The organism is Acidimicrobiales bacterium (genome assembly GCA_035533595.1).
Classification (GTDB): Bacteria; Actinomycetota; Acidimicrobiia; order Acidimicrobiales; family Bog-793; genus DATLTN01.
The window spans coordinates 12,854-34,162 of the sequence record DATLTN010000045.1 but is presented as its reverse complement, the minus strand read 5'-3'; the positions used below and the strand labels follow the sequence as shown (position 1 = coordinate 34,162).

23 protein-coding genes are annotated in these 21,309 nt (G+C 73.2%); 17 read left to right on the top strand and 6 right to left on the bottom strand.

The window, feature by feature from the left end:
• The first annotated feature begins 2 nt into the window (after window positions 1-2).
• The 13 genes from VNF07_08580 to VNF07_08520 all read left to right on the top strand — a co-directional run bounded on the left by VNF07_08580 (window position 3) and on the right by VNF07_08520 (window position 10,479).
• Window positions 3-1,412, top strand: coding sequence for an MraY family glycosyltransferase (locus VNF07_08580; GenBank protein HVB06282.1), 1,410 nt, complete (start codon window positions 3-5; stop codon window positions 1,410-1,412).
• A gap of 59 nt (window positions 1,413-1,471) precedes the next feature.
• Complete coding sequence (locus VNF07_08575; GenBank protein ID HVB06281.1) at window positions 1,472-1,624, top strand: hypothetical protein; 153 nt, start codon at window positions 1,472-1,474, stop codon at window positions 1,622-1,624.
• Between the two features lie 75 nt (window positions 1,625-1,699).
• A complete protein-coding gene (locus VNF07_08570; GenBank protein HVB06280.1) occupies window positions 1,700-2,125 on the top strand; it encodes a hypothetical protein in 426 nt (141 codons plus the stop codon).
• A complete protein-coding gene (gene atpB / locus VNF07_08565; protein HVB06279.1) occupies window positions 2,122-2,856 on the top strand; it encodes a F0F1 ATP synthase subunit A in 735 nt (244 codons plus the stop codon). Before VNF07_08570 ends, atpB begins: the two co-directional genes overlap by 4 nt.
• A 79-nt stretch (window positions 2,857-2,935) precedes the next feature.
• Entirely contained in the window at window positions 2,936-3,154 is a 219-nt protein-coding gene (gene atpE / locus VNF07_08560; GenBank protein ID HVB06278.1) for an ATP synthase F0 subunit C, read from the top strand.
• 11 nt (window positions 3,155-3,165) lie between these two features.
• The gene (gene atpF, locus VNF07_08555; protein ID HVB06277.1) at window positions 3,166-3,678 is read left to right on the top strand and encodes a F0F1 ATP synthase subunit B; all 513 of its coding nucleotides are present in this window, start codon (window positions 3,166-3,168) and stop codon (window positions 3,676-3,678) included.
• On the top strand, window positions 3,679-4,188 hold the full coding sequence (gene atpF, locus VNF07_08550) for a F0F1 ATP synthase subunit B (protein ID HVB06276.1): 510 nt from the start codon (window positions 3,679-3,681) through the stop codon (window positions 4,186-4,188).
• Window positions 4,188-5,075 carry a F0F1 ATP synthase subunit delta gene (locus VNF07_08545; protein ID HVB06275.1) on the top strand — a complete coding sequence of 296 codons (888 nt, stop codon included), beginning with the start codon at window positions 4,188-4,190 and terminating at the stop codon, window positions 5,073-5,075. Before atpF (VNF07_08550) ends, VNF07_08545 begins: the two co-directional genes overlap by 1 nt.
• 16 nt (window positions 5,076-5,091) lie before the next feature.
• Entirely contained in the window at window positions 5,092-6,630 is a 1,539-nt protein-coding gene (gene atpA / locus VNF07_08540; protein HVB06274.1) for a F0F1 ATP synthase subunit alpha, read from the top strand.
• Window positions 6,631-6,632: 2 nt separating this feature from the next.
• Window positions 6,633-7,607, top strand: coding sequence for an ATP synthase F1 subunit gamma (gene atpG / locus VNF07_08535; GenBank protein ID HVB06273.1), 975 nt, complete (start codon window positions 6,633-6,635; stop codon window positions 7,605-7,607).
• Complete coding sequence (gene atpD, locus VNF07_08530) at window positions 7,604-9,046, top strand: F0F1 ATP synthase subunit beta (protein ID HVB06272.1); 1,443 nt, start codon at window positions 7,604-7,606, stop codon at window positions 9,044-9,046. Before atpG ends, atpD begins: the two co-directional genes overlap by 4 nt.
• Before the next feature lies 1 nt (window position 9,047).
• Window positions 9,048-9,548: an ATP synthase F1 subunit epsilon gene (gene atpC / locus VNF07_08525; GenBank protein HVB06271.1), complete on the top strand. Its 501-nt coding sequence runs from the start codon at window positions 9,048-9,050 to the stop codon at window positions 9,546-9,548.
• 1 nt (window position 9,549) lies between these two features.
• Window positions 9,550-10,479, top strand: a complete 930-nt coding sequence (locus VNF07_08520; GenBank protein ID HVB06270.1) for a GNAT family N-acetyltransferase — start codon at window positions 9,550-9,552, stop codon at window positions 10,477-10,479.
• Here VNF07_08520 and VNF07_08515 read toward each other — a convergent pair.
• From VNF07_08515 to glpX, 5 genes are read right to left on the bottom strand one after another with little or no spacing between them, the layout of a single operon-like run.
• Entirely contained in the window at window positions 10,476-11,657 is a 1,182-nt protein-coding gene (locus tag VNF07_08515; protein ID HVB06269.1) for an acetyl-CoA C-acyltransferase, read from the bottom strand. The genes VNF07_08520 and VNF07_08515 overlap by 4 nt on opposite strands.
• Window position 11,658: 1 nt before the next feature.
• On the bottom strand, window positions 11,659-12,564 hold the full coding sequence (locus VNF07_08510; GenBank protein ID HVB06268.1) for a dioxygenase: 906 nt from the start codon (window positions 12,562-12,564) through the stop codon (window positions 11,659-11,661).
• Window positions 12,561-13,571, bottom strand: a complete 1,011-nt coding sequence (locus VNF07_08505) for an iron-containing alcohol dehydrogenase (protein ID HVB06267.1) — start codon at window positions 13,569-13,571, stop codon at window positions 12,561-12,563. The genes VNF07_08510 and VNF07_08505 overlap by 4 nt, the downstream gene beginning before the upstream one ends.
• Before the next feature lie 16 nt (window positions 13,572-13,587).
• Window positions 13,588-14,301 (bottom strand): alpha/beta hydrolase, encoded by a 714-nt coding sequence (locus VNF07_08500; GenBank protein ID HVB06266.1) that lies wholly within the window; start codon window positions 14,299-14,301, stop codon window positions 13,588-13,590.
• Window positions 14,302-14,353: 52 nt separating this feature from the next.
• Window positions 14,354-15,379 carry a class II fructose-bisphosphatase gene (glpX, locus tag VNF07_08495; protein ID HVB06265.1) on the bottom strand — a complete coding sequence of 342 codons (1,026 nt, stop codon included), beginning with the start codon at window positions 15,377-15,379 and terminating at the stop codon, window positions 14,354-14,356.
• A gap of 64 nt (window positions 15,380-15,443) precedes the next feature.
• Between glpX and murA the strand changes: the two genes are divergently transcribed.
• The 3 genes from murA to VNF07_08480 are packed head-to-tail and all read left to right on the top strand — an operon-like array spanning window position 15,444 to window position 19,755.
• The gene (murA, locus tag VNF07_08490; GenBank protein ID HVB06264.1) at window positions 15,444-16,724 is read left to right on the top strand and encodes a UDP-N-acetylglucosamine 1-carboxyvinyltransferase; all 1,281 of its coding nucleotides are present in this window, start codon (window positions 15,444-15,446) and stop codon (window positions 16,722-16,724) included.
• Between the two features lie 5 nt (window positions 16,725-16,729).
• Window positions 16,730-18,481, top strand: a complete 1,752-nt coding sequence (gene treS / locus VNF07_08485; GenBank protein HVB06263.1) for a maltose alpha-D-glucosyltransferase — start codon at window positions 16,730-16,732, stop codon at window positions 18,479-18,481.
• Complete coding sequence (locus tag VNF07_08480) at window positions 18,478-19,755, top strand: hypothetical protein (protein HVB06262.1); 1,278 nt, start codon at window positions 18,478-18,480, stop codon at window positions 19,753-19,755. Before treS ends, VNF07_08480 begins: the two co-directional genes overlap by 4 nt.
• Here the strand turns inward: VNF07_08480 and VNF07_08475 are convergent.
• Complete coding sequence (locus VNF07_08475; protein HVB06261.1) at window positions 19,728-20,735, bottom strand: DUF4921 family protein; 1,008 nt, start codon at window positions 20,733-20,735, stop codon at window positions 19,728-19,730. The genes VNF07_08480 and VNF07_08475 overlap by 28 nt on opposite strands.
• 100 nt (window positions 20,736-20,835) lie before the next feature.
• On the opposite strand from VNF07_08475, the gene VNF07_08470 reads away from it, so the two are divergent.
• A complete protein-coding gene (locus tag VNF07_08470; GenBank protein HVB06260.1) occupies window positions 20,836-21,282 on the top strand; it encodes a hypothetical protein in 447 nt (148 codons plus the stop codon).
• The last annotated feature ends 27 nt before the right edge of the window (window positions 21,283-21,309 follow it).

Below are 21,309 nucleotides of genomic sequence, written 5' to 3'. Positions count from 1 at the left end.
AGGTGAAGCCCTACCTCCCCTACCTCGCCCTGTTCGGGGTGGCGGCGCTCTCGAGCTACCTCGCGTGCTTCCCGATCAGTGCGCTGGCGCGCCGCATCGGCGCCGTCGACCAGCCGGGCGAGGGGCGGATGCACGCGCTCCCGACGCCGATCGCCGGCGGGGGGGCGATGCTCGTCGCCTTCCTCATCTCGATGTTCGTCGCCTCGCGCGTCCACACCTTCGGGGGCATCTTCCGGACCTCCCTCGAGCCGCTCGGGGTGATCATCGGCGCGATCCTCATCTACCTCGTCGGGCTGATCGACGACGTGCGGGACATCTCCGCCCCGGCCAAGGTCGCCGGCCAGGTGCTCGCGGCGATGGCCCTCGTCTCGCTCGGGGTGACGATGTTCTATTTCAAGATCCCCTTCTACGCCCCGATCATCAACCTCTCCCCCTCCGAGCTGCCGCTGATCACGGCGCTGTGGGTGGTCGGCATGGCCAACGCGGTGAACCTCATCGACGGCCTCGACGGCCTCGCCGCGGGGATCGTGGCGATCGCCTCCGGCTCGCTCTGCGTCTACGGGCTGCGTCTCGAGCACCTCGGCGACCTCGCCCCGGACTCGATCGGCCCGCTCGTCGCGCTGATCGCCTGTGGCGTGTGCATCGGTTTCCTGCCCCACAACTTCCACCCGGCGAGGCTGTTCATGGGCGACGGCGGGGCGCTGTTCCTCGGGCTGTTGATGGCGGCGGCGACGATGGTGATCGGCGGCCGGACCGAGTCGAGCAGCTCGCAGCCGATCCACGTCTCGGGGCTCACCTTCTTCCGCTTCGCCCCGCTCTTCCTCCCCTTCTTCATCCTCGGGGTGCCGATCCTCGATACCGCGTTCGCGATCGTCCGACGCACGGCGCGGCGCTCGAGCTTCGCGGCGCGCGACCTCGGCCACCTCCACCACCGGCTGGTGCGCCTCGGCCACGGGCAGCGCCGCGCGGTGCTCATCTTGTGGTCCTGGACGGCGGTCCTCTCGGCCTTCGTCCTCATCCCGGTCTTCGACAACCGCGCCAACGCCTACGTCCCGGTCGGCCTCGCCGTGCTCGGCGTCGGGCTCTACACGCTCTTCCATCCGGCCGGGACGCCGACCGAGGCCCCGGTCCTCACCGCCGAGGGGGTGCCGCTCGCCCCGCCCGGCGAGGTGGAGCCGACGCGCCCCCGCCACGGCCGTTCCGGGCCGCCGATCTCGGTGACGGTGAGCGGCGCCGCGGGGGTCGCGGTCGCCGGCGAGCCCGACCTCGCCTCGCCGACGCGCCGCCGCCGGGTCCGCCGCCGCGTCCCCCGCCTCGCCCTCCGACGGCCGCGGCACTCCGGGGAGGCGCCCCTTCCCACCTCGGATCCGGCCGGCCGGGTTGCCCCCAACGAGGGGGAGGTGCGAGGATAAGTCGCCCTAGGAGGGAACGGTCGAGCCCGACCCTGGTCGAGCTCGCCAGCATCGGTGGAGTGGGTGCCGCCTGTATCGCCGCCGGAGTCGGTGGCGGTTACTGGATCGCCTCGTCGACCGGAGCCGGAGCAGCCGTCGTCTTCGCCGGGCTTTCGGTCGGGATCGTCGCCGCGGTGGCGGGGGCGTACGTGAAGATCAAGAGGTATCTCTAGCTGGAGCCTGCAGCGTCGCTGGCCCGGGAGAGTTTCTCCCCGGTATGCGGCGCGCCCGTACTCCCGAGACGAACCATGGACCGACTCACCGCGCTGTTCGAACAGCTTTCTCTCCCGGAGATCGCGCGCATCCTCCGCCGCACGGTCTTCTCCGGCGTCGGCATCGGCGTGGTCGCGCTCGGGGTGAGCGCGCTCCTCTCGCACCTGCTCGTCGGGGCGGGGATCGTCCTCGGCCTCGGCATCGGGCTCTTCAACATCCGGCTGATCACCCGCTCGGTCGCCCGCGTCAACGCCTCCGGCGCCGAGCGGCCGAAGCGCATCCTCGCCCAGCGGACGCTCACCCGCCTCGGCCTCACGACGGTGATCATCATCGGGCTCGCCCTCGCCTCGGTCTCGCTCGGGATCGGCACCGCCGCCGGGGTGGCCCTCTTCTACTTCGCGCTCATCGCCAACCTCGTCCGGGAGCTGCTCCGCGAGAACGGGGCGGTGCCGACGGCATGAGCCCACTGCTGCTCGCCACCGACATCCCCGTCGGCGACCACATCTTCTGGAAGGTCGCCGGCCTCACGATCGACGCCGACACCGTCCTTGCGACGATCATCGCCGGGGTCATCGTCCTCGCCGCCGGCCTCTACCTGCGGGCGCGGGTGACCGCGGACGTCCCGGGGCGCCTGCAGCTCGCCTTCGAGACGATCGTCTCGGGCGTCAGCCGCCAGATCGGCTCGACGATGGGCGACGAGGGTCGCCCGATCGTGCCGCTCGCCGTCACGCTCTTCGTCTTCATCCTCATCGCCAACTGGCTCGAGCTGATCCCGACGGGCCACAGCCCGCAGTACCTGCCGGCGCCGTCGGGGGACGTGAACTTCACCCTCGGCATCGCGCTCTTCGTGATCATCGCGGTGCACGTCACCTGGATCCGCCACCAGGGGCTGCGCAGCTACTTGGGGCACTACTTCAAGCCCTACAAGGTCCTCTTTCCGATCAACGCGATCGAGGAGCTGGTGAAGCCGATCACGCTCGCGCTGCGGCTCTTCGGCAACATCTTCTCGGGTGGGCTGATGCTGGTGCTCATCGCCGACCTGCTCCCGACGAAGCTGATCGCGCCGATCCCCATCCTCGACGTGGTCTGGAAGCTCTTCGACGGCCTCTTCGTCGGCCCCGTCCAGGCCTTCATCTTCGCCCTACTCACGATCTTGTACTTCGAGGCGGCGATCGCCGGCTCGGGGCACTGAGCGCAGCACACCGTCCACCGAAACAGGAGAAACGATGCCAGCTAACACCTTGACCCAGGGGATCGAGCTCGCCGGCGCCATGGTCGGCGGCGGTCTCGCGCTCGGCGGTGGCGCCGTCGGCGCCGCGATCGGCGACGGCCTCGCCGGCAGCCAGACGATCGCCGGCGTCGCCCGCCAGCCGGAGGCGCAGAGCCGCCTCTTCACGATCATGTTCATCGTCGTCGGCCTCTGTGAGGCGATGTACTTCATCAACCTCGTCTTCATGGCGCTGTTCATCTTCGTCCTGGCGAAGAAGTAGCCATCCCGCCCATGCTCGCCGACACCTCGTCGACGCCCAACTTCATCCTCCCGAACGCCACGATCCTCGTCGAGGTCGTGCTGTTCCTCGTCGTGCTCGGCATCGTCAACGCGTTCGTGCTGAAGCCCGTGCAGCGGGTCATCGCCGAGCGCGAGGAGACGATCCGCTCCGGACTGCAGGCCCGCGACAGCGCGCAGAGCGAGGCGGCGGAGCTGGAACAGGCGCGCCGCGCGGTGCTCGAGGAGGCCCGCGCCGAGGCGCGCGGGCTGATCGAGGCGGCGACCAGGGCCGCCGAGGAGCTGCGGGCGACGGCGCGCGACGACGGCCAGCAGGAGCACGACCGGCTGATCGCCGGTGCCGCCGCGGAGATCGACCGCCAGCGCGAGCAGGTGCGCAGCGACGTCCTCAGCCGCGTCGAGACGATGGTCGGCGAGGCGGCGAGCCGCGTCGCGGGCGTGCCGATCGACGCCGCCCGCCACCGCGACCTGATCCAGCTGGCCGTCGCCGCGGCGGAGGGGAACTAGGTGCCGTTGTTCGCCGCCACCGGGAACTTCGGCCTCTCCTACCTCCTCGAGTGGGTCGCGCTCATCTTCGTGGCGCTGTTCATCAAGCGCTACGTCGCCCCCTTCCTCGGCGCGCAGATGTCCGCGAAGCGCGAGCAGATCCGCGGCCAGCTCGCCGAGCGCGAGGAGGCCGCCGCCGCGGCGGCGGCGCTGATCGCGGCGCGCCGCGCCGAGCTCGAGGCGGCCCGCGCCGAGGCGGAGGGGATCGTCCGCCTGGCGCGCGACAGCGCCGCCTCGCTCGTCGAGGAGGGGCGGGCGCGCGCCGCGGAGGAGCGCGAGCGACTGGTGCGGCGCGCCACCGCCGAGATCGAGGCGGCGCACAGCCGCGTGCGCGCCGAGGTGATCGCCGAGCTCGGCTCCATCGTCGTCGACGCTGCTGAGCGGGTCGTCACCGCCGAGCTCGACGACGCCAACCAGCGGCGGTTGATCGCCGAGGCGATCAGCGCGACCGAGGCGGGGGCGCCCGCCTGATGGCCCACGAGCTGCTGCACGGCTACGCGCTCGCGACGCTCGAGAGCGCCCGCGCCAGCGGGGAGCTGGAGCGCGTCGCCGGGGAGGTCGAGGCTTTCGCCGCTGCGCTCACGAGCTCGGAGCCGCTCCGTCGGGCGCTGAGCGACGCAGCGGTCGCGCAGAACGCCCGACGGGCGATCGCCGCCGACCTGCTGCACGGCCGCGCGAGCGAGGCCGGCGCCTCGCTCGTCGACTTCGCGCTGCGCGCCGTCCGCGCGGGCGAGCTCGCGGTCGCCGTCGCCGACCTCGTGGTCGCCGCCGACGCGGCGCGCGAGGGCGTCGCCGAGCAGCCGATCCACGGGCGCAGCGCGCTCCGCTCGAGGATCCGTGGCTACACCGAGCGGGTGCTCGAGGAGCTGGGGAGCCTCGACGAGGTCGACACCGTCGAGGAGCAGCTGTTCTCCTTCGCCCGCATCGTCGAGGCGAACGCCGAGCTCCGTCGCGAGCTCTCCGAGCCGAGCGCGGCGGTGGCGGGGCGCGTCGCGCTGCTCGCGGACCTCCTCTCCTCCCAGGTGCTCCCCGCCACGCTGCGCATCGTCTCCTTCGTCATCGCCGTCGGCCCGGTGCGCAACCTCGTCGGGACCTACGAGTGGCTGGTGGACCTCATCGCCGAGGAGCGCGGCCGGCGGGTCGCGCAGGTGCGCGCCGCGGTGGTCCTCTCCGAGGAGGAGCGGAGCTCGCTCGCGCGGGTGCTCTCCACGCTCGTGCACCGCGACGTCGAGGTGCGGATGATCGAGGACCCCGACGTGATCGGCGGGATCCTCGTCTCGGTCGGCGACCTCCTCATCGACGGGACGGTACGGCTTCGGTTGGAACGACTGCGCGAGGCCGTCGCGCAGTGGGCCTAGGGAAAGGCACAAATTCATGGCAGAGCTGACGATCAGCGCTGACGACATCCAGGCGGCACTCGCCCGCCACGTCGGGGAGCTCCGCACGGAGATCTCCACCGAGCAGGTCGGCCGGATCGCCTCCGTCGGTGACGGCATCGCCTACGTGACCGGCCTCCCGCAGGCCTCGGTCAACGAGATGCTCACCTTCGAGAACGGCGTCATCGGCCTCGCGCTGAACCTCGAGGAGGAGGCGATCGGCGCGGTCGTGCTCGGCGACTCCGAGGGCCTCGACGAGGGCCAGGTGGTGCGGGCGACGGGCGAGATCCTCTCGGTCCCGGTCGGCGACGCGCTCCTCGGGCGGGTGGTCAACCCCCTCGGCGAGCCGCTCGACGGCAAGGGGCCGATCGAGGGCGCGACGCTGCGGCGCCTCGAGATCCAGGCGCCGGGGATCGTCAACCGCCAGCCCGTGACCGAGCCGCTGCAGACCGGGATCAAGGTCATCGACGCGATCACGCCGATCGGCCGTGGCCAGCGGGAGCTCATCATCGGCGACCGCAAGACGGGCAAGACGACGATCGCCGTCGACGCGATCCTCAACCAGGCGGGCCTCGGCGTGAAGTGCATCTACGTCGGCATCGGCCAGAAGGGTTCCACGATCGCGCAGACCGTCGCCCTCCTCGAGTCCCACGGCGCCCTCGAGTACACCGTCGTCGTCGCCGCACCGGCCTCCGAGCCGGCGCCCTTCAAGTACCTCGCCCCCTACGCCGGCTGCGCGATGGGCCAGCACTGGATGGAGAACGGCGAGCACGCGCTGATCGTCTACGACGACCTCTCCAAGCAGGCCGAGGCCTACCGCCAGCTCTCGCTGCTGCTGCGCCGCCCGCCGGGGCGCGAGGCCTACCCGGGCGACGTCTTCTACCTCCACTCCCGCCTCCTCGAGCGCGCCGCGAAGCTCTCCGACGAGCTCGGCGGTGGCTCGCTCACCGCCCTCCCGATCATCGAGACCAAGGCCGGTGACATCTCCGCCTACATCCCGACGAACGTGATCTCGATCACCGACGGCCAGATCTTCTTGGAGACCGACCTCTTCAACTCCGGCATCCGCCCGGCGATGAACATCGGCAACTCGGTCTCGCGCGTCGGCGGCGCCGCGCAGATCCGTGCCATGCGCTCGGTCGTCGGCTCGCTGAAGATCGACCTCGCGCAGTTCCGCGACCTCGAGGCCTTCGCCGCCTTCGGCTCCGAGCTCGACCGCGCCTCGCAGTCCCAGCTCGACCGCGGCTACCGCCTGACGGCGCTGCTGAAGCAGGGGCTGAACGAGCCGATGCCGGTCGAGGAGCAGGTCGCGGTGATCTTCGCCGGCGTGCGCGGCCTCATCGACGACCTCGCCGTCGAGGACATCCCCGCCTTCGAGGCGGCCCTGCGCGCCCATCTGCGCGGCGCGCACGCCGAGCTCCTCACCCACATCCGGGAGCAGAAGACGCTCCCCGACGAGCAGGAGCTCACCAAGGCGATCGAAGAGGCCAAGGCGGGCTTCTCGAGCGGAGACTCCGCCGCCGCCAAGGCGGGCTGAGGATGGCGGGCGGCCAGGAACGCGCGCTGCGCAGGAGGATCCGCAGCGTCGAGGCGACGAAGAAGATCACCCGCGCGATGGAGCTCATCGCCGCCTCGCAGATCCCGCGCGCCCGCGCCCGCATCGCTGGCTCCGCCCCCTACGTGGAGGGCATCGAGCGCGTCCTCGCGACCACCGCCGCCGAGGCGAGCGGCGCGTCGCGCCTCCTCGGCGATGGCGCCGAGGCGCGCTCCGTCCTCGTCCTCGCGATCGTCGCCGACCGCGGCCTCGCCGGGGGCTACAACTCCTCGGTGCTCCGCCAGACCGAACGGCTGATCGTCGCCGGGGAGGCCGAGGGGCGCGAGTACCGGCTCGTCACGATCGGCCGCAAGGCGATCGGCTTCTTCCGCTTCCGCGGCCGCAGCGTCGACCGCCCCTTCCTGCAGATGACGAACCGCCCCACCTTCGAGGACGCCCGGCAGGTCGCCGCCGAGCTCACCGGCCCCTTCCTCGCCGGCGAGGTCGACCTCGTGCAGCTCGTCTCCACCCGCTACCGCTCCGCCGGCGTGCAGGTCGTCGAGACCCGTCAGGTGCTCCCGATCCCCGAGGTGGACGAGGAGCGCGAGGAGGGTTCGGGCGGCGCCGAGGGCGCGGCCGGCGCCGAGGGCGCGGGCGGCTTCTTCGACTTCGAGCCCGAGCCGGAGGAGCTGCTCCGGCTGCTCGTCCCCCGCTACGCCGAGGCCGTCGTCTACCGGGCGCTGCTCGAGGCCTCGGTCTCCGAGCACACCGCCCGCCAGCGGGCGATGGCTGCCGCGACCGACAACGCCGAGGAGCTGATCACCACCTACCGGCGGGCGATGAACCGGGCCCGCCAGGACGCGATCACCACCGAGATCCTCGAGATCGTGAGCGGCGCCGAGGCGCTGCGCGCCAATTCCGAGGCCGCGGACGAGCGCGACGACTTTCTACGCAACGACCAACAGGAGCAGAGTGCATGACGACGACTGAGCAGCAAGCGGGGGAGAAGACGAGGGAGAACGGCCGGGTGGTCGTGATCTCCGGGCCCGTCGTCGACGTCGAGTTCCCGCCCCACGCGCTCCCCGCGATCAACACCGCCCTCGAGATCGACCTCGAGTTCGCCGGTGAGAAGATCCTCATCACCGCCGAGGTCGCCCAGCAGCTCGGCGAGGGCCGCGTGCGCTGCGTCTGTCTGAAGCCGACCGACGGCCTCACGCGGGGCGCCGTGGTGCGCAACCCCGGCCACGGCATCACCGTCCCCGTCGGCGACGCCGTGCTCGGCCACGTCTTCAACGTCATCGGCCAGCCGCTCGACACCGACGACATCGGCGAGATCGACGACCGCTGGGAGATCCACCGCGACCCGCCGCCGTTCGACGAGCTCGAGTCCTCGCGCGACATGTTCGAGACCGGGATCAAGGTCATCGATCTCCTCGAGCCCTACGTCCGAGGCGGCAAGATCGGCCTCTTCGGCGGCGCCGGCGTCGGAAAGACGGTGCTCATCCAGGAGATGATCCGCCGCGTCGCCACCCAGCACGGTGGCGTCTCGGTCTTCGCCGGCGTCGGCGAGCGCACCCGTGAGGGCACCGACCTGTGGCTCGAGATGCAGGAGTCGGGGGTCATCGAGAAGGCGGCCCTCGTCTACGGCCAGATGGACGAGCCGCCGGGCGTGCGCCTGCGCGTCGCGCTCTCCGCGCTCACCATGGCCGAGTACTTCCGCGACGTGAAGAACCAGGACGTGCTGCTGTTCGTCGACAACATCTTCCGCTTCGTGCAGGCGGGCTCGGAGGTCTCCACCCTCCTCGGGCGGATGCCCTCCGCCGTCGGCTACCAGCCGACGCTCGCCGACGAGATGGGCCAGCTGCAGGAGCGGATCACCTCCACCAAGGGGCGCTCGATCACCTCGCTGCAGGCCGTCTACGTCCCCGCCGACGACTACACCGACCCGGCGCCGTTCACGACCTTCACCCACCTCGACGCGACGACCGAGCTCTCCCGGCAGATAGCGGCCCTCGGCATCTACCCCGCCGTCGACCCGCTCTCCTCGACGAGCAACATCCTCGCCCCGGAGGTGGTCGGCGACGCCCACTACCGCTGCGCGACGGCGGTGAAGGAGATCCTGCAGCGCAACCGTGAGCTGCAGGACATCATCGCGATCCTCGGCCTCGACGAGCTCTCCGAGGAGGACCGGCTGACGGTCACCCGCGCCCGCAAGATCCAGCGCTTCCTCTCCCAGCCCTTCTTCGTCGCCGAGGTCTTCACCGGCCAGCCCGGGGTCTACGTGCCGATCGACGAGACCGTGCGCAGCTTCGAGGCGCTCGTCGGCGGCGACCTCGACGACCTCCCCGAGCAGGCCTTCCTGAACGTCGGGGGGGTCGACGAGGTGCACGCCAAGGCCAAGCAGCTCGCCGACAGCTGAGATGGGCACCCCCTTCCACGTCGAGCTGGTCACGCCCGAGCGGGTGCTCTTCTCGGGCGAGGCCGACGAGGTCTCGCTGCGCACCGACGTCGGCGAGATCGCCTTCCTCGCCCACCACGAGGACTTCGTTGGCGCCGTCGACATCTCGCTGTGCACGATCGACGAGCTCTCGTCCTCCGGAGAGGAGGCGACGCCCCGCCGCTGCGCGGTGCACGGCGGCTTCGTCTACGTCTCGGACAACGCGGTGACGATCCTCGCGGGCGTCGCCGAGCTCGGCGAGGAGATCGACGTCGAGCGGGCGCGCGCCGCGCTGCAGCGCGCCGAGCAGGAGGTCGCCTCCGGTGCCCCGGCGGCCGAGGGCCACGAGGCCGTCGAGGGTGAGGAGGGCGCCGCCGCGCTCTCGCCGACGATGCTCGCGCTGATGGCCCCCGACGCCCCCGAGGTCGCCCTCCGCCGCGCGCAGGTGCGTCTCGAGGCGGCCGGAGCGGCCCCGGCGGCGTAGCTTGGCCGAGCGGCGGCGCCTGCTCGTCGCCCTCGTGCTCGACGGCGCCGTCGCCGCCGAGATCGACGGCCTCCGCCGTGCCCTCGACAGCCGCGACCTCTCGCGGATCGCGCCGCACGTCACCCTCGTCCCCCCGCTGAACGTCCCAGTCGCTGCCGACGAGGCGGTGGAGGAGCACCTGCGGGCGGTCGCGAGGCGCTTCTCGCCCCTTCACCTCACCCTCGGGCCGCCGGCGAGCTTTCCGCCCGGCGTCCTCTACCTCGCCGTCGGCGCGCGCCCCGACGAGCTCGCCGAGCTCGCCGGGGCCCTCGCGAGCGGGCCGTTCGCACCCCCCGCCGGCCGCGCGCCGCGCCCTTTCGTCGCGCACGTCACGCTGCGCAGCGGTGCCCCCGCCGAGCTCGTGAGCGCCGGCGAGCGCCTCCTCGCGCCCTACGCGACGACCGCCCGGGTCGAGGCGCTCACCCTCCTCGAGCAGCACGTGGACGCCGCGCACCACCCCTGGCGGCGCGTCGGCGAGGTCCGTCTCGGCCGCCCGGCGGTGACCGGGAGGGGCGGGCGCGAGCTCGAGTTCCACGTCACCCACGTGCCCGCCGGCGGGACCGACGAGCCGGGCGAGCGCCTCGCCGTCTCGGTCACCGAGGCGGGGCGGGGCGTCGCCCGCGCCGTCCTCCTCGCGGCCGGCGGCGCCCTCTTGGTCACGGGCCTCGAGGTCGCCGAGGAGCACCGCGGCGAGGGCGTCGGGGGTCAGCTGCTCGGCTTCCTCGAGCGCCTCGCCGCCGAGCGCGCCGGCGCCGAGCTCGTCGTCGTCGATGCCCGGAGCCCGCAGTTCCTCGCACGCCACGGCTTTCACCCCGACCGCAGCGGGCTGTTCCGCCGCGGTGAGTCGCCGTCGGCCACCACCGCGCCGGCAGGCGGGGGAGACCGTGCCTAGGCCGCCTCGAGGACGACGGCGATCCCCTGCCCGACGCCGATGCACATCGTCGCCAGGCCGTAGCCGCTGCCGCGGCGGTGCAGCTGCCAGGCGAGCGAGGTGAGCAGCCGCGCCCCCGAGCAGCCGAGGGGGTGGCCGATCGCGATCGCGCCCCCCTGCGGGTTGACGATCGCGGGGTCGAGCTCGGGCCACTCGGCGAGGCAGGCGAGGGACTGCGCGGCGAAGGCCTCGTTGAGCTCGACGACGGCGAGGTCCCCCCAGCCGATCCCGGCCCGCTTGAGCGCCGTCTTCGCAGCCTCGACGGGGCCGATCCCGTAGTACTGCGGCTCCACCGCGGCGACGGCGCGCGCCGCGATGCGGGCGAGCGGCGCCCTGCCGGCCCGCTCCGCGCCGGCGGCGCTGCCGAGGAGGAGGGCCGCGGCCCCGTCGTTCAGCGGGGAGGCGTTCCCGGCGGTCACGGTGCCGCCCTCGCGAAAGACCGGGCGCAGCTGGCCGAGGCGCTCAAGGGTGCTGTCGGCGCGGATCGACTCGTCGCGGGCGAGCTCGCTGCCCGCGACGGGGACGACCTCGTCGGCGTAGGCGCCCGCCTCCCAGGCGGCGGCGGCGCGCTGGTGGCTGGCGAGGGCGAAGGCGTCCTGCTGGGCGCGCGACAGCCGGTACCGCTCGGCGAGCAGCTCGGCGCCCTCGCCGAGGGAGACCGTCCATTCGGCGGGCAGCCTCGGGTTCACCATCCTCCAGCCGAGGGTCGTCGAGTGGAGGGTGGCGTTGTCGCGCGGCAGGGGGTGCTCGGGCTTGAGGAGCACCCAGGGGGCCCTGCTCATCGACTCGACGCCCCCCGAGACGATGAGCTCGGCGTCTCCGGTCTCGACGGCGCGCGCCGCCTCGATGCTCGCCTCCATCCCCGAGCCGCAGAGCCGGGTCACCGTCGCGCCCGGCACGGAGGTCGGGAGGCCGGCGAGGAGGACCGCCATGCGGGCGACGTTGCGGTTGTCCTCGCCCGCGCCGTTGGCGTCGCCGAGGATCACGTCCTCGATCGCCGCGGGGTCGAGCTCGGGGCTGCGGGCGACGAGGGCGGCGAGCGCCGCGCCCGCGAGGTCGTCGGGGCGGACGCCGGAGAGGGCGCCGCCGACGCGGCCGATCGGGGTGCGGACGGCGTCGAGGATGAACGCCTCGGCCATGTCAGCTGCTCCCTTCGCGGGCGCCGCCCGCGGTGTTGAGGACGAAGACCTGCTCGACGCTGTCGTAGGGGACCTCGACGACGCGGCCGTCGGGGGCGGTCCCCGCCGGGTGGTGCTCGAGGTCCTTCACGAGCGAGGCGGCGACGGCGAAGACCGCGTCGGAGTCGAGGTAGCGGTCCCCGGAGGGGAAGAGGTGCGTGACGAGCTCGCGGTAGCCGGGGGCGGCGATCTTGAAGTGCAGGTGCGCAGGGCGGTACGGGTGGCGCCCCTGCGCGGCGAGCATCACGCCGACGGGGCCGTCCTGGGGGATGGGGTAGCTCGAGGGCACGACCGACCAGAACGAGAAGCGCCCCTCCGCGTCGGTGCGTAGCCGTGCCCGGAGCCGCGTCCCCTCGTCGCGCTGGGTGTCGTAGAAGCCCTCGGTGTCGGACTGCCAGGTGTCGACGAGGGCGCCGGCGACCGCCTCCCCCGCGGGCCCGCGCACCTCGCCGGCGAAGTGCAGCGGCGTCCCCTTGGCGCCCGCCGCGAGGTCGCTCCCCGAGGCGACCTCCGGCGCGCCGGCGACGAAGAAGGGGCCGAGGACGGTCGACTCGGTGAACTCCCCGCCCCCGCTGTTGAGGACGTTCACCAGGCTCGAGACCCCGAGGGTGTCCGAGAGGAGGATGAACTCCTGGCGCGTCGGGGTGCAGAACTGCCCGACGCGGGTGAGGAACTCGATCGCCGCCCCCCACTCCTCGTCGCTCGGCTGGACCTCGCCGACGAAGGCGTGCAGGTGGCGGACGAGCGCGTCGAAGATCTCCGCGAGGCGCGCGTCGCTCCCCCCGGTGACCTGGGCGCGCACCATCGCCGTGAGCTCCGCGATCCGCTGCTCGTCCACGGCGTCCATGCTCGCGCCACCGCCGCTCATCTCCCAACCCGCGCCTGCTCGAGGAGTGCGGCGACCGCCTCCGCCTCGCCGCCGGCCGCCGCGGCGCTGGCCGCACAGGGCGCGACGTCCTCCGCGCGTAGGCCGAGCTCCCCGAGGGAGCGGGGGGCCGCGAGCCGCGCCTGCAGCGCGAAGAGCGCCTCGCTGACACCGCCGGGGGGCACCCCGAGCGCTGCTGCGGCGCCGGCGAGGCGCGCCGCGCCGCGGCCCTCCTCGCAGGCCACGGCGTAGGGGAGGAGGGCGGCGTGCGTCGGGGAGTGGGGGAGGCCGTAGCTGCCGCCGAGGAGGTGGCAGAGGCGATGGTGGAGGCCCATCGTCGTCGCCGCCAGGCAGCGGCCGGCGAGCGCCGCGCCGAGCAGCGACTCCTCGACGCCGCCCGCGCCCTCCACCACGTCGGGCAGGAAGGCGGAGAGGAGCCGGATCGCCTCTGTCGCGTCCCGGTCGCTGAAGGGGCTCGCGTCGGGGGCGAGGAGCGCCCCGAAGGCGTGCGCGAGGGCGTTCAGGCCGCTCGTCGCGGCGAGGCGCGGCGGCATCGTCGCCGCGAGGTCGGCGTCGTAGAGGACGGCGCGCGGCAGCGCCCGCTCGTCGCGGCGCGTCGTCTTCACCCCATCGCGCCGCTCACCGACGACGGTGGTCATCTCCGAGCCGGAGAAGGTCGTCGGCACGGCGACGAGGGGGAGCCGCAAGCGCAGCGAGAGCGCCTTGCCGAGGCCGATCGCCGCGCCGCCGCCGATCGCGACGAGCGCCTGCGCGCCGCGCCGCGCCGCCTCGGCCTCGGCGCGCTCGGTGACCTCGACGGGGGTGTGCTCGACCGCCTCGCCGAAAGAGAAGCTGCCCCGCGGCCCAAGGCGTTCGAGGAGCGCTGCGCCGAGCGCCGCGTGGTGCGGTCCGCTGAGCACGCCGACCGCGCCGAGGCCGAGCTCGTCGAGGAGCTCGCCGAGCTCGGCGAGGCGTCCCCGCCCGAAGCGGAGGCGCTGCGCGTAGGTCACCGCGCCGAAGCGCAGCTCAGCGATCGCCGATCCCCCCGAGGTGCGCGGCGATCGCCGTGGCGAAGGCCTCGGGCTCCTCCAGGTGGACGATGTGCGGCGCCTCGAGGACGACGAAGCGCGCGCCGCTCACCGCCTCGGCGATGGCGAGCAGGCGCTCGGGCGGCGCGGCGAGGTCGCGCCGGCCAGCGAGGCAGGTGAGGGGGAGGTCGAGCTCGCCGAGGCGGGCGGCGACGTCGTGACCGCCGATCGCCCGCCAGCCGTCGGCGAAGGCGAAGGGGTCCATCGCGAGCAGCGCCTGGCGGGCTCGCTCGACGCCGGGGTGGTGGCGCCGCGAGAGCGCCTCGGGGGTGAACCAGCGGGTGAGGGTCTCGTCGAGGACGCCGGCCATGCCGCGCTCGGCCGCCGCGGCGCGCGCCGCCATCGTGGCCGGGTCGGCGGCGGCGCCGCTACAGGCGACGAGCAGCGAGCGGACGCGCGCCGGGTGGTCGAGCGCGAGGTGGAGGCCGACCATCGCCCCCATCGAGACCCCGACGACGTCGAGGCGGCCGGGGCACTGCGCGAGCACGTCGTCGGCGAGATCGGCCATCGTCATCCCCGGGCGTCGCTCGCGCCCGCCGTGACCGAGGAGGTCGGGCGCCACCGCGTCGTGCAGCCCGAGGAGGGAGAAGGTGCTCCCGTTCAGCCCGACAGGATGGAGGAGCACGAGCGTCACGGCGTCGTCGTCGGCCATCGCGTCGCTCCTTGTCGGCCCGCGCGCGGCGCGCCGTTCGGCCACCGGCTCCTCAGGCGAGAAGGCTGCCGTTCGCCGCCGCCTCGACGTGGTCGATGAGGCGGAACTGCTTCAGCTTCTCGAGGCGGTGGTGCGCCTGCACGATGCGCACCGTCCCGGTCTGGGAGCGGACCACGAGGGAGTGCGTCGTCACCCCGGTGCTCGTGTAGCGCACGCCGCGCAGCAGCTCCCCGTCGGTCACCCCGGTGGCGGCGAAGAAGCAGTTGTCGCCGCCCACGAGGTCGTCGGTCGTGAGCACGCGGTCGAGGTCGAAGCCAGCGTCGACCGCCCGCTGCCGTTCGTCGTCGTCGCGCGGCCAGAGGCGCCCCTGGATCTCCCCGCCCATGCCCTTCAGGGCGGCGGCGGCGATCACCCCCTCGGGGGTCCCGCCGACGCCGAAGAGGATGTCGGCCCCCGAGTCCGGCCACGCCGTCGAGATCGCGCCGGCGACGTCGCCGTCGGTGATCAGCAGGATGCGGGCACCGGCGGAGCGGAGCTGCTCGATGATCTCCGCGTGGCGGGGGCGGTCGAGGACGATCGCCGTGAGCTCGCTGATCGAGGAGCCCTTCGCCGCGGCGACGGCGCGCAGGTTCTCGGCGATCGTCGCGTCGATCGAGACCCTGCCGACGGACTCCGGTCCGACGGCCAGCTTCTCCATGTAGACGCACGGCCCGGGGTCGAACATCGACCCCCGCTCGGCGAGCGCGACGACCGAAAGGGCGCCGCCGCGGCCGTAGGCGGTGGGGGTCGTGCCGTCGATCGGGTCGACGGCGATGTCGACCTCGGGCGGGGTCCCCGACCCGATGCGCTCCCCGTTGTAGAGCATCGGGGCCTCGTCCTTCTCCCCCTCGCCGATCACGACGATGCCGTCGACGGAGACGGTCTGGAAGACGAACCGCATCGCGTCCACCGCCGCCCCGTCGGCCCCGATCTTGTCGCCCCGCCCCACCCACCGGCTCGCGGCGATCGCAGCGGCCTCGGTGACCCGCACGATCTCCATGGCGAGGTTGCGGTCCGGCGCCCTCCGCTCGCTGTCCATGGGCCGACGTTACCGCTCGGCGCGCCACCCTCACCGGGTAGGGCGCGCGTTGTACCGTTCCGTGATGGATCACCTGCGCGTGCGGCCGGCGGGGCCCCTCTCCGGCACCGTCGAGCTGCAGGGCGCGAAGAACTCCGCCCTCAAGCTGATGGCGGCGACGCTGCTCACCTCCGGTCGCTCGATCCTCGAGCGGGTCCCGGAGATCACCGACGTGGCGATCATGGGCGAGGTCCTCGAGTCGATCGGCGCGACGGTGAGCCGCGAGCCGTCGGGGGCGCTCGCGATCGACACCCCCGAGGTCCTCGTCCCCGTCGCCCCCTACGAGCTCGTCGAGCAGATGCGGGCCTCCTTCGTCGTCCTCGGCCCGCTGCTCGCGCGCCACGGCTCGGCGCGCGTCTCGCTGCCGGGCGGCGACGACTTCGGCTCGCGCCCGATCGACATCCACCTGCGCGGCCTCACCGAGCTCGGCGTCGAGTTCACGACCGAGCACGGCTACGTCGAGGGGCGCTGTGACGGCCTCGTCGGCACCCGCATCGTCCTCGAGTTCCCGAGCCACACCGCGACCGACAACCTGCTCATGGCCGCCTGCCTGGCGAAGGGCACGACGGTGATCGAGAACGCGGCCCGTGAGCCCGAGGTGCTCGACCTCGCCACCTTCCTCGGCGAGATGGGGGCGCGCATCAGCGGCGCGGGGACGAGCCGCCTCGAGATCGAGGGGGTGAGCGAGCTCTCCCCGGCCCGCCACGAGACGCTGCCCGACCGCGTCGAGGCCGCCACCTTCCTCGCCGCGGTCGGCCTCACCGGCGGCGAGCTCTACCTCCCCGACGCACGCGTCGAGCAGATGGACATGCTCTTGGAGAAGCTCGCCGCGATGGGGATGACGATCGACCCCTCGCCAGCGGGGGTGCGGGCGTCGTCCTCGGGGCGTCTCTCGGCGGTCGACGTCGCGACCCTCCCCTACCCGGGGGTGGCGACCGACTACAAGCCGCTGCTCGTGACGATGCTCTCGGTCGCCTCAGGGGTGGCGATCGTGAGCGAGAACGTCTTCGCCGGCCGCTTCCGCTACGTCGACGAGCTGCGGCGGATGGGCGCCGACATCCGCACTGAGGGCCACCACGCTGTGGTGCGCGGCGTCGAGCGCCTCTCGGGAGCGCCGGTGCGGGCCCCGGACATCCGCGCCGGCGCGGCGCTCGTCCTCGCCGGCCTCGTCGCCGAGGGGGAGACCCTCGTCGGCGCCGTCGAGCACATCGACCGCGGCTACGAGGACTTCGTCGGCAAGCTCGCCCGCCTCGGCGCGGACATCGAGCGGGTCGTCGAGCACGCCCCGGGCCGCGCCCCGCTGTAGCGGCGATGCAGCCCGGCCTTCCCGAGCCCGTCGCGGGGGCCGTCACCCCCGGCCCCCACCTCGTCCTCCCCGGCGAGGCGCGCCTCGGCCCGGAGAGCTGGCGGAACCTCGACGACGACCCCCGCTGGTTCGAACGGGCGGTCTTCTACGAGCTGCTGCCGCGGGGCTTCTTCGACTCCAACGGCGACGGCGTCGGCGACCTCGACGGGATCGTCGAGAAGCTCGACTACCTCGCCTGGCTCGGGGTCGACTGCCTGTGGCTGCTGCCCTTCTACCCCTCGCCGCTGCGCGACGGCGGCTACGACGTCGCCGACTACCTGCAGGTGGCACCGGAGTGCGGGAGCGCCGAGGGGCTGCGACGCCTCATCGAGGAGGCGCACCGCCGCGGCGTGCGGGTGATCTCGGACTTCGTCATCAACCACACGAGCGACCAACACCCGTGGTTCGTCGAGTCGCGCAGCTCGCGCGACAACCCCAAGCACGACTGGTACGTGTGGGCCGACGACGACCTCGCCTACCGCGACGTGCGGGTCATCTTCCCCGACGCCGAGGCCTCGAACTGGACCTACGACCCGCTCCGCCAGCAGTTCTACTGGCACCGCTTCTTCCATCACCAGCCCGACCTCAACTACGAGAACCCGGCGGTACAGGAGGCAATGCTCGACGTCCTCCGCTTCTGGCTCGACCTCGGCCTCGACGGCTTCCGCCTCGACGCCGCCGCCTACCTCTTCCAGCGGGAGGGGACCTCGGGGGAGAACCTCCCCGAGACGCACGCCTTCTTGAAGCGCCTCCGCCACGAGATCGACCGCGAGTACCCGAACCGCGTGCTGCTTGCCGAGGTCAACCAGTGGCCGACCGACGTCGTCGACTACTTCGGGGACGGCGACGAGTGCCAGATGTGCTTCCACTTCCCGCTGATGCCCCGGATGTTCATGGCCGTGCGGCGCGAGCAGCGCTTCCCGATCACCGAGACCCTCGCCCAGACGCCGCCGATCCCCGACGGCTGCCAGTGGGGCATCTTCCTCCGCAACCACGACGAGCTGACCCTCGAGATGGTCACCGACGACGAGCGCGACTACATGTACACCGAGTACGCCCGCGACCCGCGCATGCGCCGCAACCTCGGGATCCGCCGCCGCCTCGCGCCCCTCGTCGAGAACGACCGCCGCGTCGCCGAGCTGCTGCACGCATTGCTGCTCTCGCTGCCCGGTGCCCCGGTCCTCTACTACGGGGACGAGATCCTGATGGGCGACAACATCTACCTGGGCGACCGCGACTCGGTGCGCACCCCGATGCAGTGGTCGCCGGACCGCAACGGCGGCTTCTCCCAGGGCGACTTCGCGCAGCTCGTCCTCCCGCCGCTCATGGACCCCGTCTACGGCTACCAGGCGGTGAACGTCGAGGCGGGGCTGCGCGACTCCTCCTCGTTCCTCCACTGGCTGCAGCGGATGCTGGCGGTGCGCCGCCAGTACCCGGTCTTCGCCCGCGGCGGGATCGAGGTCCTCCCCGCCGACAACCCCTCGGTGCTCGCCTACCTCCGCCACTTCGAGGACGACCAGGGGAGCCACAGCGTCTGCTGCGTGAACAACCTCTCGCGCTTCGCGCAGTCCGCCGAGATCGGCCTCGGCCGCTTCGAGCGGGCGGTGCCCATCGAGCTGATCGGGAGGGCGAGTTTCCCCGCGGTGTCGGGCGGGGGCTACCCCGTGACCCTCGGCCCCTACGGTTTCTACTGGTTGGAGATCGGGGGACGGGGATGACGCTCGACGCGGCGACGCTCTTCTCCCTCGTGCCCGGCTACCTCGAGCGCCAGAGCTGGTACGCGCTCGCCGTCGCGGGGGACCCGCCGGCGCCGCTCGAGCTCGAGTCGGTGGAGCTGTTGCGCGACGGCGAGCCGGGGCTCGCCCGGCTGCTGCTGCGCCGCGGCGAGCGGTGGCTCTTGCAGCTCGTCGGGTGGCGGCCGGCGACGGGCTTCGCCGGGGTGCTGCGCAACGAGGACCGCTCCCTCATGGGCTCGGCGGACGACGAGGGGACGACGGTGATCGTCTACGACGCGCTCGCGGACGACGCCCTGATGCGCTTCGTCCTCGAGCGGGCGAGCGGCGGCAAGGTGGAGGGCCACCTCGTGCGCCCCCTCGCGACCCTCGTCAGCCACGCCAGCCTCGTCTTCGACGAGAAGGTCTTCATGAAGTGCTACCGGGTCCTCGAGCGTGGCCCGCGCCCCGAGGTGGAGGTCCTCTTCCGCCTCGACGAGGCCGGCTTCAACGCCCTCGCCGCACCCCTCGGTCGTTGGCGCGAGGGGGACTTCGACCTCGCGCTCGTCCGCGAGTTCCTCCCCTCCGCCCTCGAGGGGCGTCTGCTCGCGCTCACGTCGCTGCGCGACCTGCTCGCCCACGCCTCCCTCGGCGAGGAGGCGGAGGGGGAGTTCAGCGGTGGGGTCGACCTCGACAACGCCGAGCGCGCCGCCGCCTCGGCCGGCGGGGACTTCGCCTCGGAGATGCGCCGCCTCGGCGAGACCACGGCACGGCTGCACGTCGCGATGGCGACCGCCTTCGGCCGCCGGGAGCTCACCGCGCAGGCCCTCCCGCCCTCCTTCGAGCGCCCCGCCGGCCTCGCGCTCGGCGAGGAGATCCAGCTGCACGGCGACTTCCACCTCCGCCGGGTGATGCGCGGCGAGACGGGGTGGCTCGTCACCGGCTTCGGGGACGACCCCCTCTACAACGAGTCCGGCGGGGCGCCCTCCTCGGCGCTGCGGCGGGGCTCGTGCCTCGAGGATCTCGCGGACATGACCTTCGCCCTGCGGCGGGTGAGCCTGGAGGCGCTCGCGCAGCGCCCGGAGCGGGAGGCGCCGCTCGCCGGAGCGCTCGCCGCCGCCTGGATGCGCCGCAACTGCGGCGCCTTCCTCGGGGGCTACCTCGCCGACGCAGGCGTCAGCCCGCTCCTCCCACCCGACCAGCGCTTCCGCGACCAGCTGCTCTACGCCTACGAGCAGGTGCGGGAGCGGCGCTACGAAGCGACGTCGGCGGGCGCCTGAGCCATCTGCGCGATCGCGGTGCTGAGCTCCACCGCGGCACGCTCGGGCGCGACGACGTTGATGTAGACGCCGGTGCCGAGCTCGAAGCCGGCGCGCGTCGTCAGCTTCGGGAGGATGTGCACGTGCCAGTGGTAGGGGGCGCCGGCCCGGTACGGGGCGGCGTGGAAGACGACGTTGTAGGCGACGTCGCCGAGGTTGGCCTTCAGTGCGGCGAGGGAGGTGCGCACCGCCATCGAGACGCCCGCCAGGTCGGCCGGGCCGGCGTGGTGGAGGTGCGGCTCGTGGTTGCGCGGCACGATCAGCAGCTCGTAGGGGGTGCCCGACCAAAAGGGGGCGAAGGTCACCGCCGTCGGCGTCGCGTGCACGAGGCGGTAGCCGGCGCGCTCCTCGGAGGCGGTCGCGGTGCAGAGCAGGCAGCCGCCGGCGAAGCGGGTGAAGCTCCCCTGCTCGTCGACGAGCTCGCGGGGCACGAAGGGGATGCCGAGGAGCTGGCCGTGGGGGTGCTCGAGGGAGGCCCCCGCCTCGCGCCCGGAGTTCACGATGACCTGGGAGTAGCGCAGCCCGGGGGTGCTCTGGTGCTCCTCGACGCGGTCGCGGATCGCCGACATCACGAGGACGCACTGCTCGTCGGAGAAGTCGCCCCAGGAGAGCTCGTGGTCGGGCGAGAAGACGAGCACCTCGTGGATGCCGCTCGCCGGCGCCTCGGTGAAGACCGGCCCGCGGTGGTCGACGACGAAGGGCTGCGAGCCTTCGAAGGCGGGGTAGCGGTTGGGGACGACGCGCACGAGCCAACTCCCCTCGCTCCCGTAGGTCTCGAGCGCCGGTGGCGTCTCACCCTCGTTGCCGGGGCAGAAGGGGCATTCGTCGCGGTTCTCGGCGGGGAGCTCGATGCGCGGCAGGAAGGCGGCGGTGCGTGCGATGCGGTCGGTCGAGACGGCGACCCATCGGCCCGAGAGCGGGTCGAGGCGGAGTTGGTTCACTGAGCTCCCAGATCCCGTTTCGATCGCCGCCTCACGTGCACTTACGGTAGTACCCCTATGCCAGAAAGGCGCGTCAGCCATCGGTGACGTCTGGTACGACGTGCTCCTCGCGGTGCACGTGGCCGCCGCCGTCACCGGATTCGGCGCGATCGCCGCAACGGGGGCTTTCGCGCACGAGGCGCGCACGAGCGAGGCGCCCTTTCACTCCAGGGCCCTCGCCCGCTACTTCCGACCCGGTCACAACCTCGCGGCGCGCGCGATCTACCTCGTCCCCGTCGCGGGGGGCGGTCTGCTCGCGCTCGGCCACGGCGGGGGCGTCGGCGCCGCCTGGCCGTGGATCGGGCTCGCGCTGTGGGTCCTCGCCGTCTCGGTCGCGACGAGCACCCTGTGGCCCGCTGAGGCGGAGCTGCAACGGCTGCTGCTGCAGGGTCCCGAGGGCGAGGCGGCGGTGCTGCTCGGGCCGGCGCGCCGCCTCGAGCGCTCGGCGGCGGTGTGCAGCGTGCTCTTCGTCGCCGCGCTCGCGGTGATGGTCGTCCAGCCGCGCTGAGCGGGCGCGCCCGCGCCGGTGGGCACG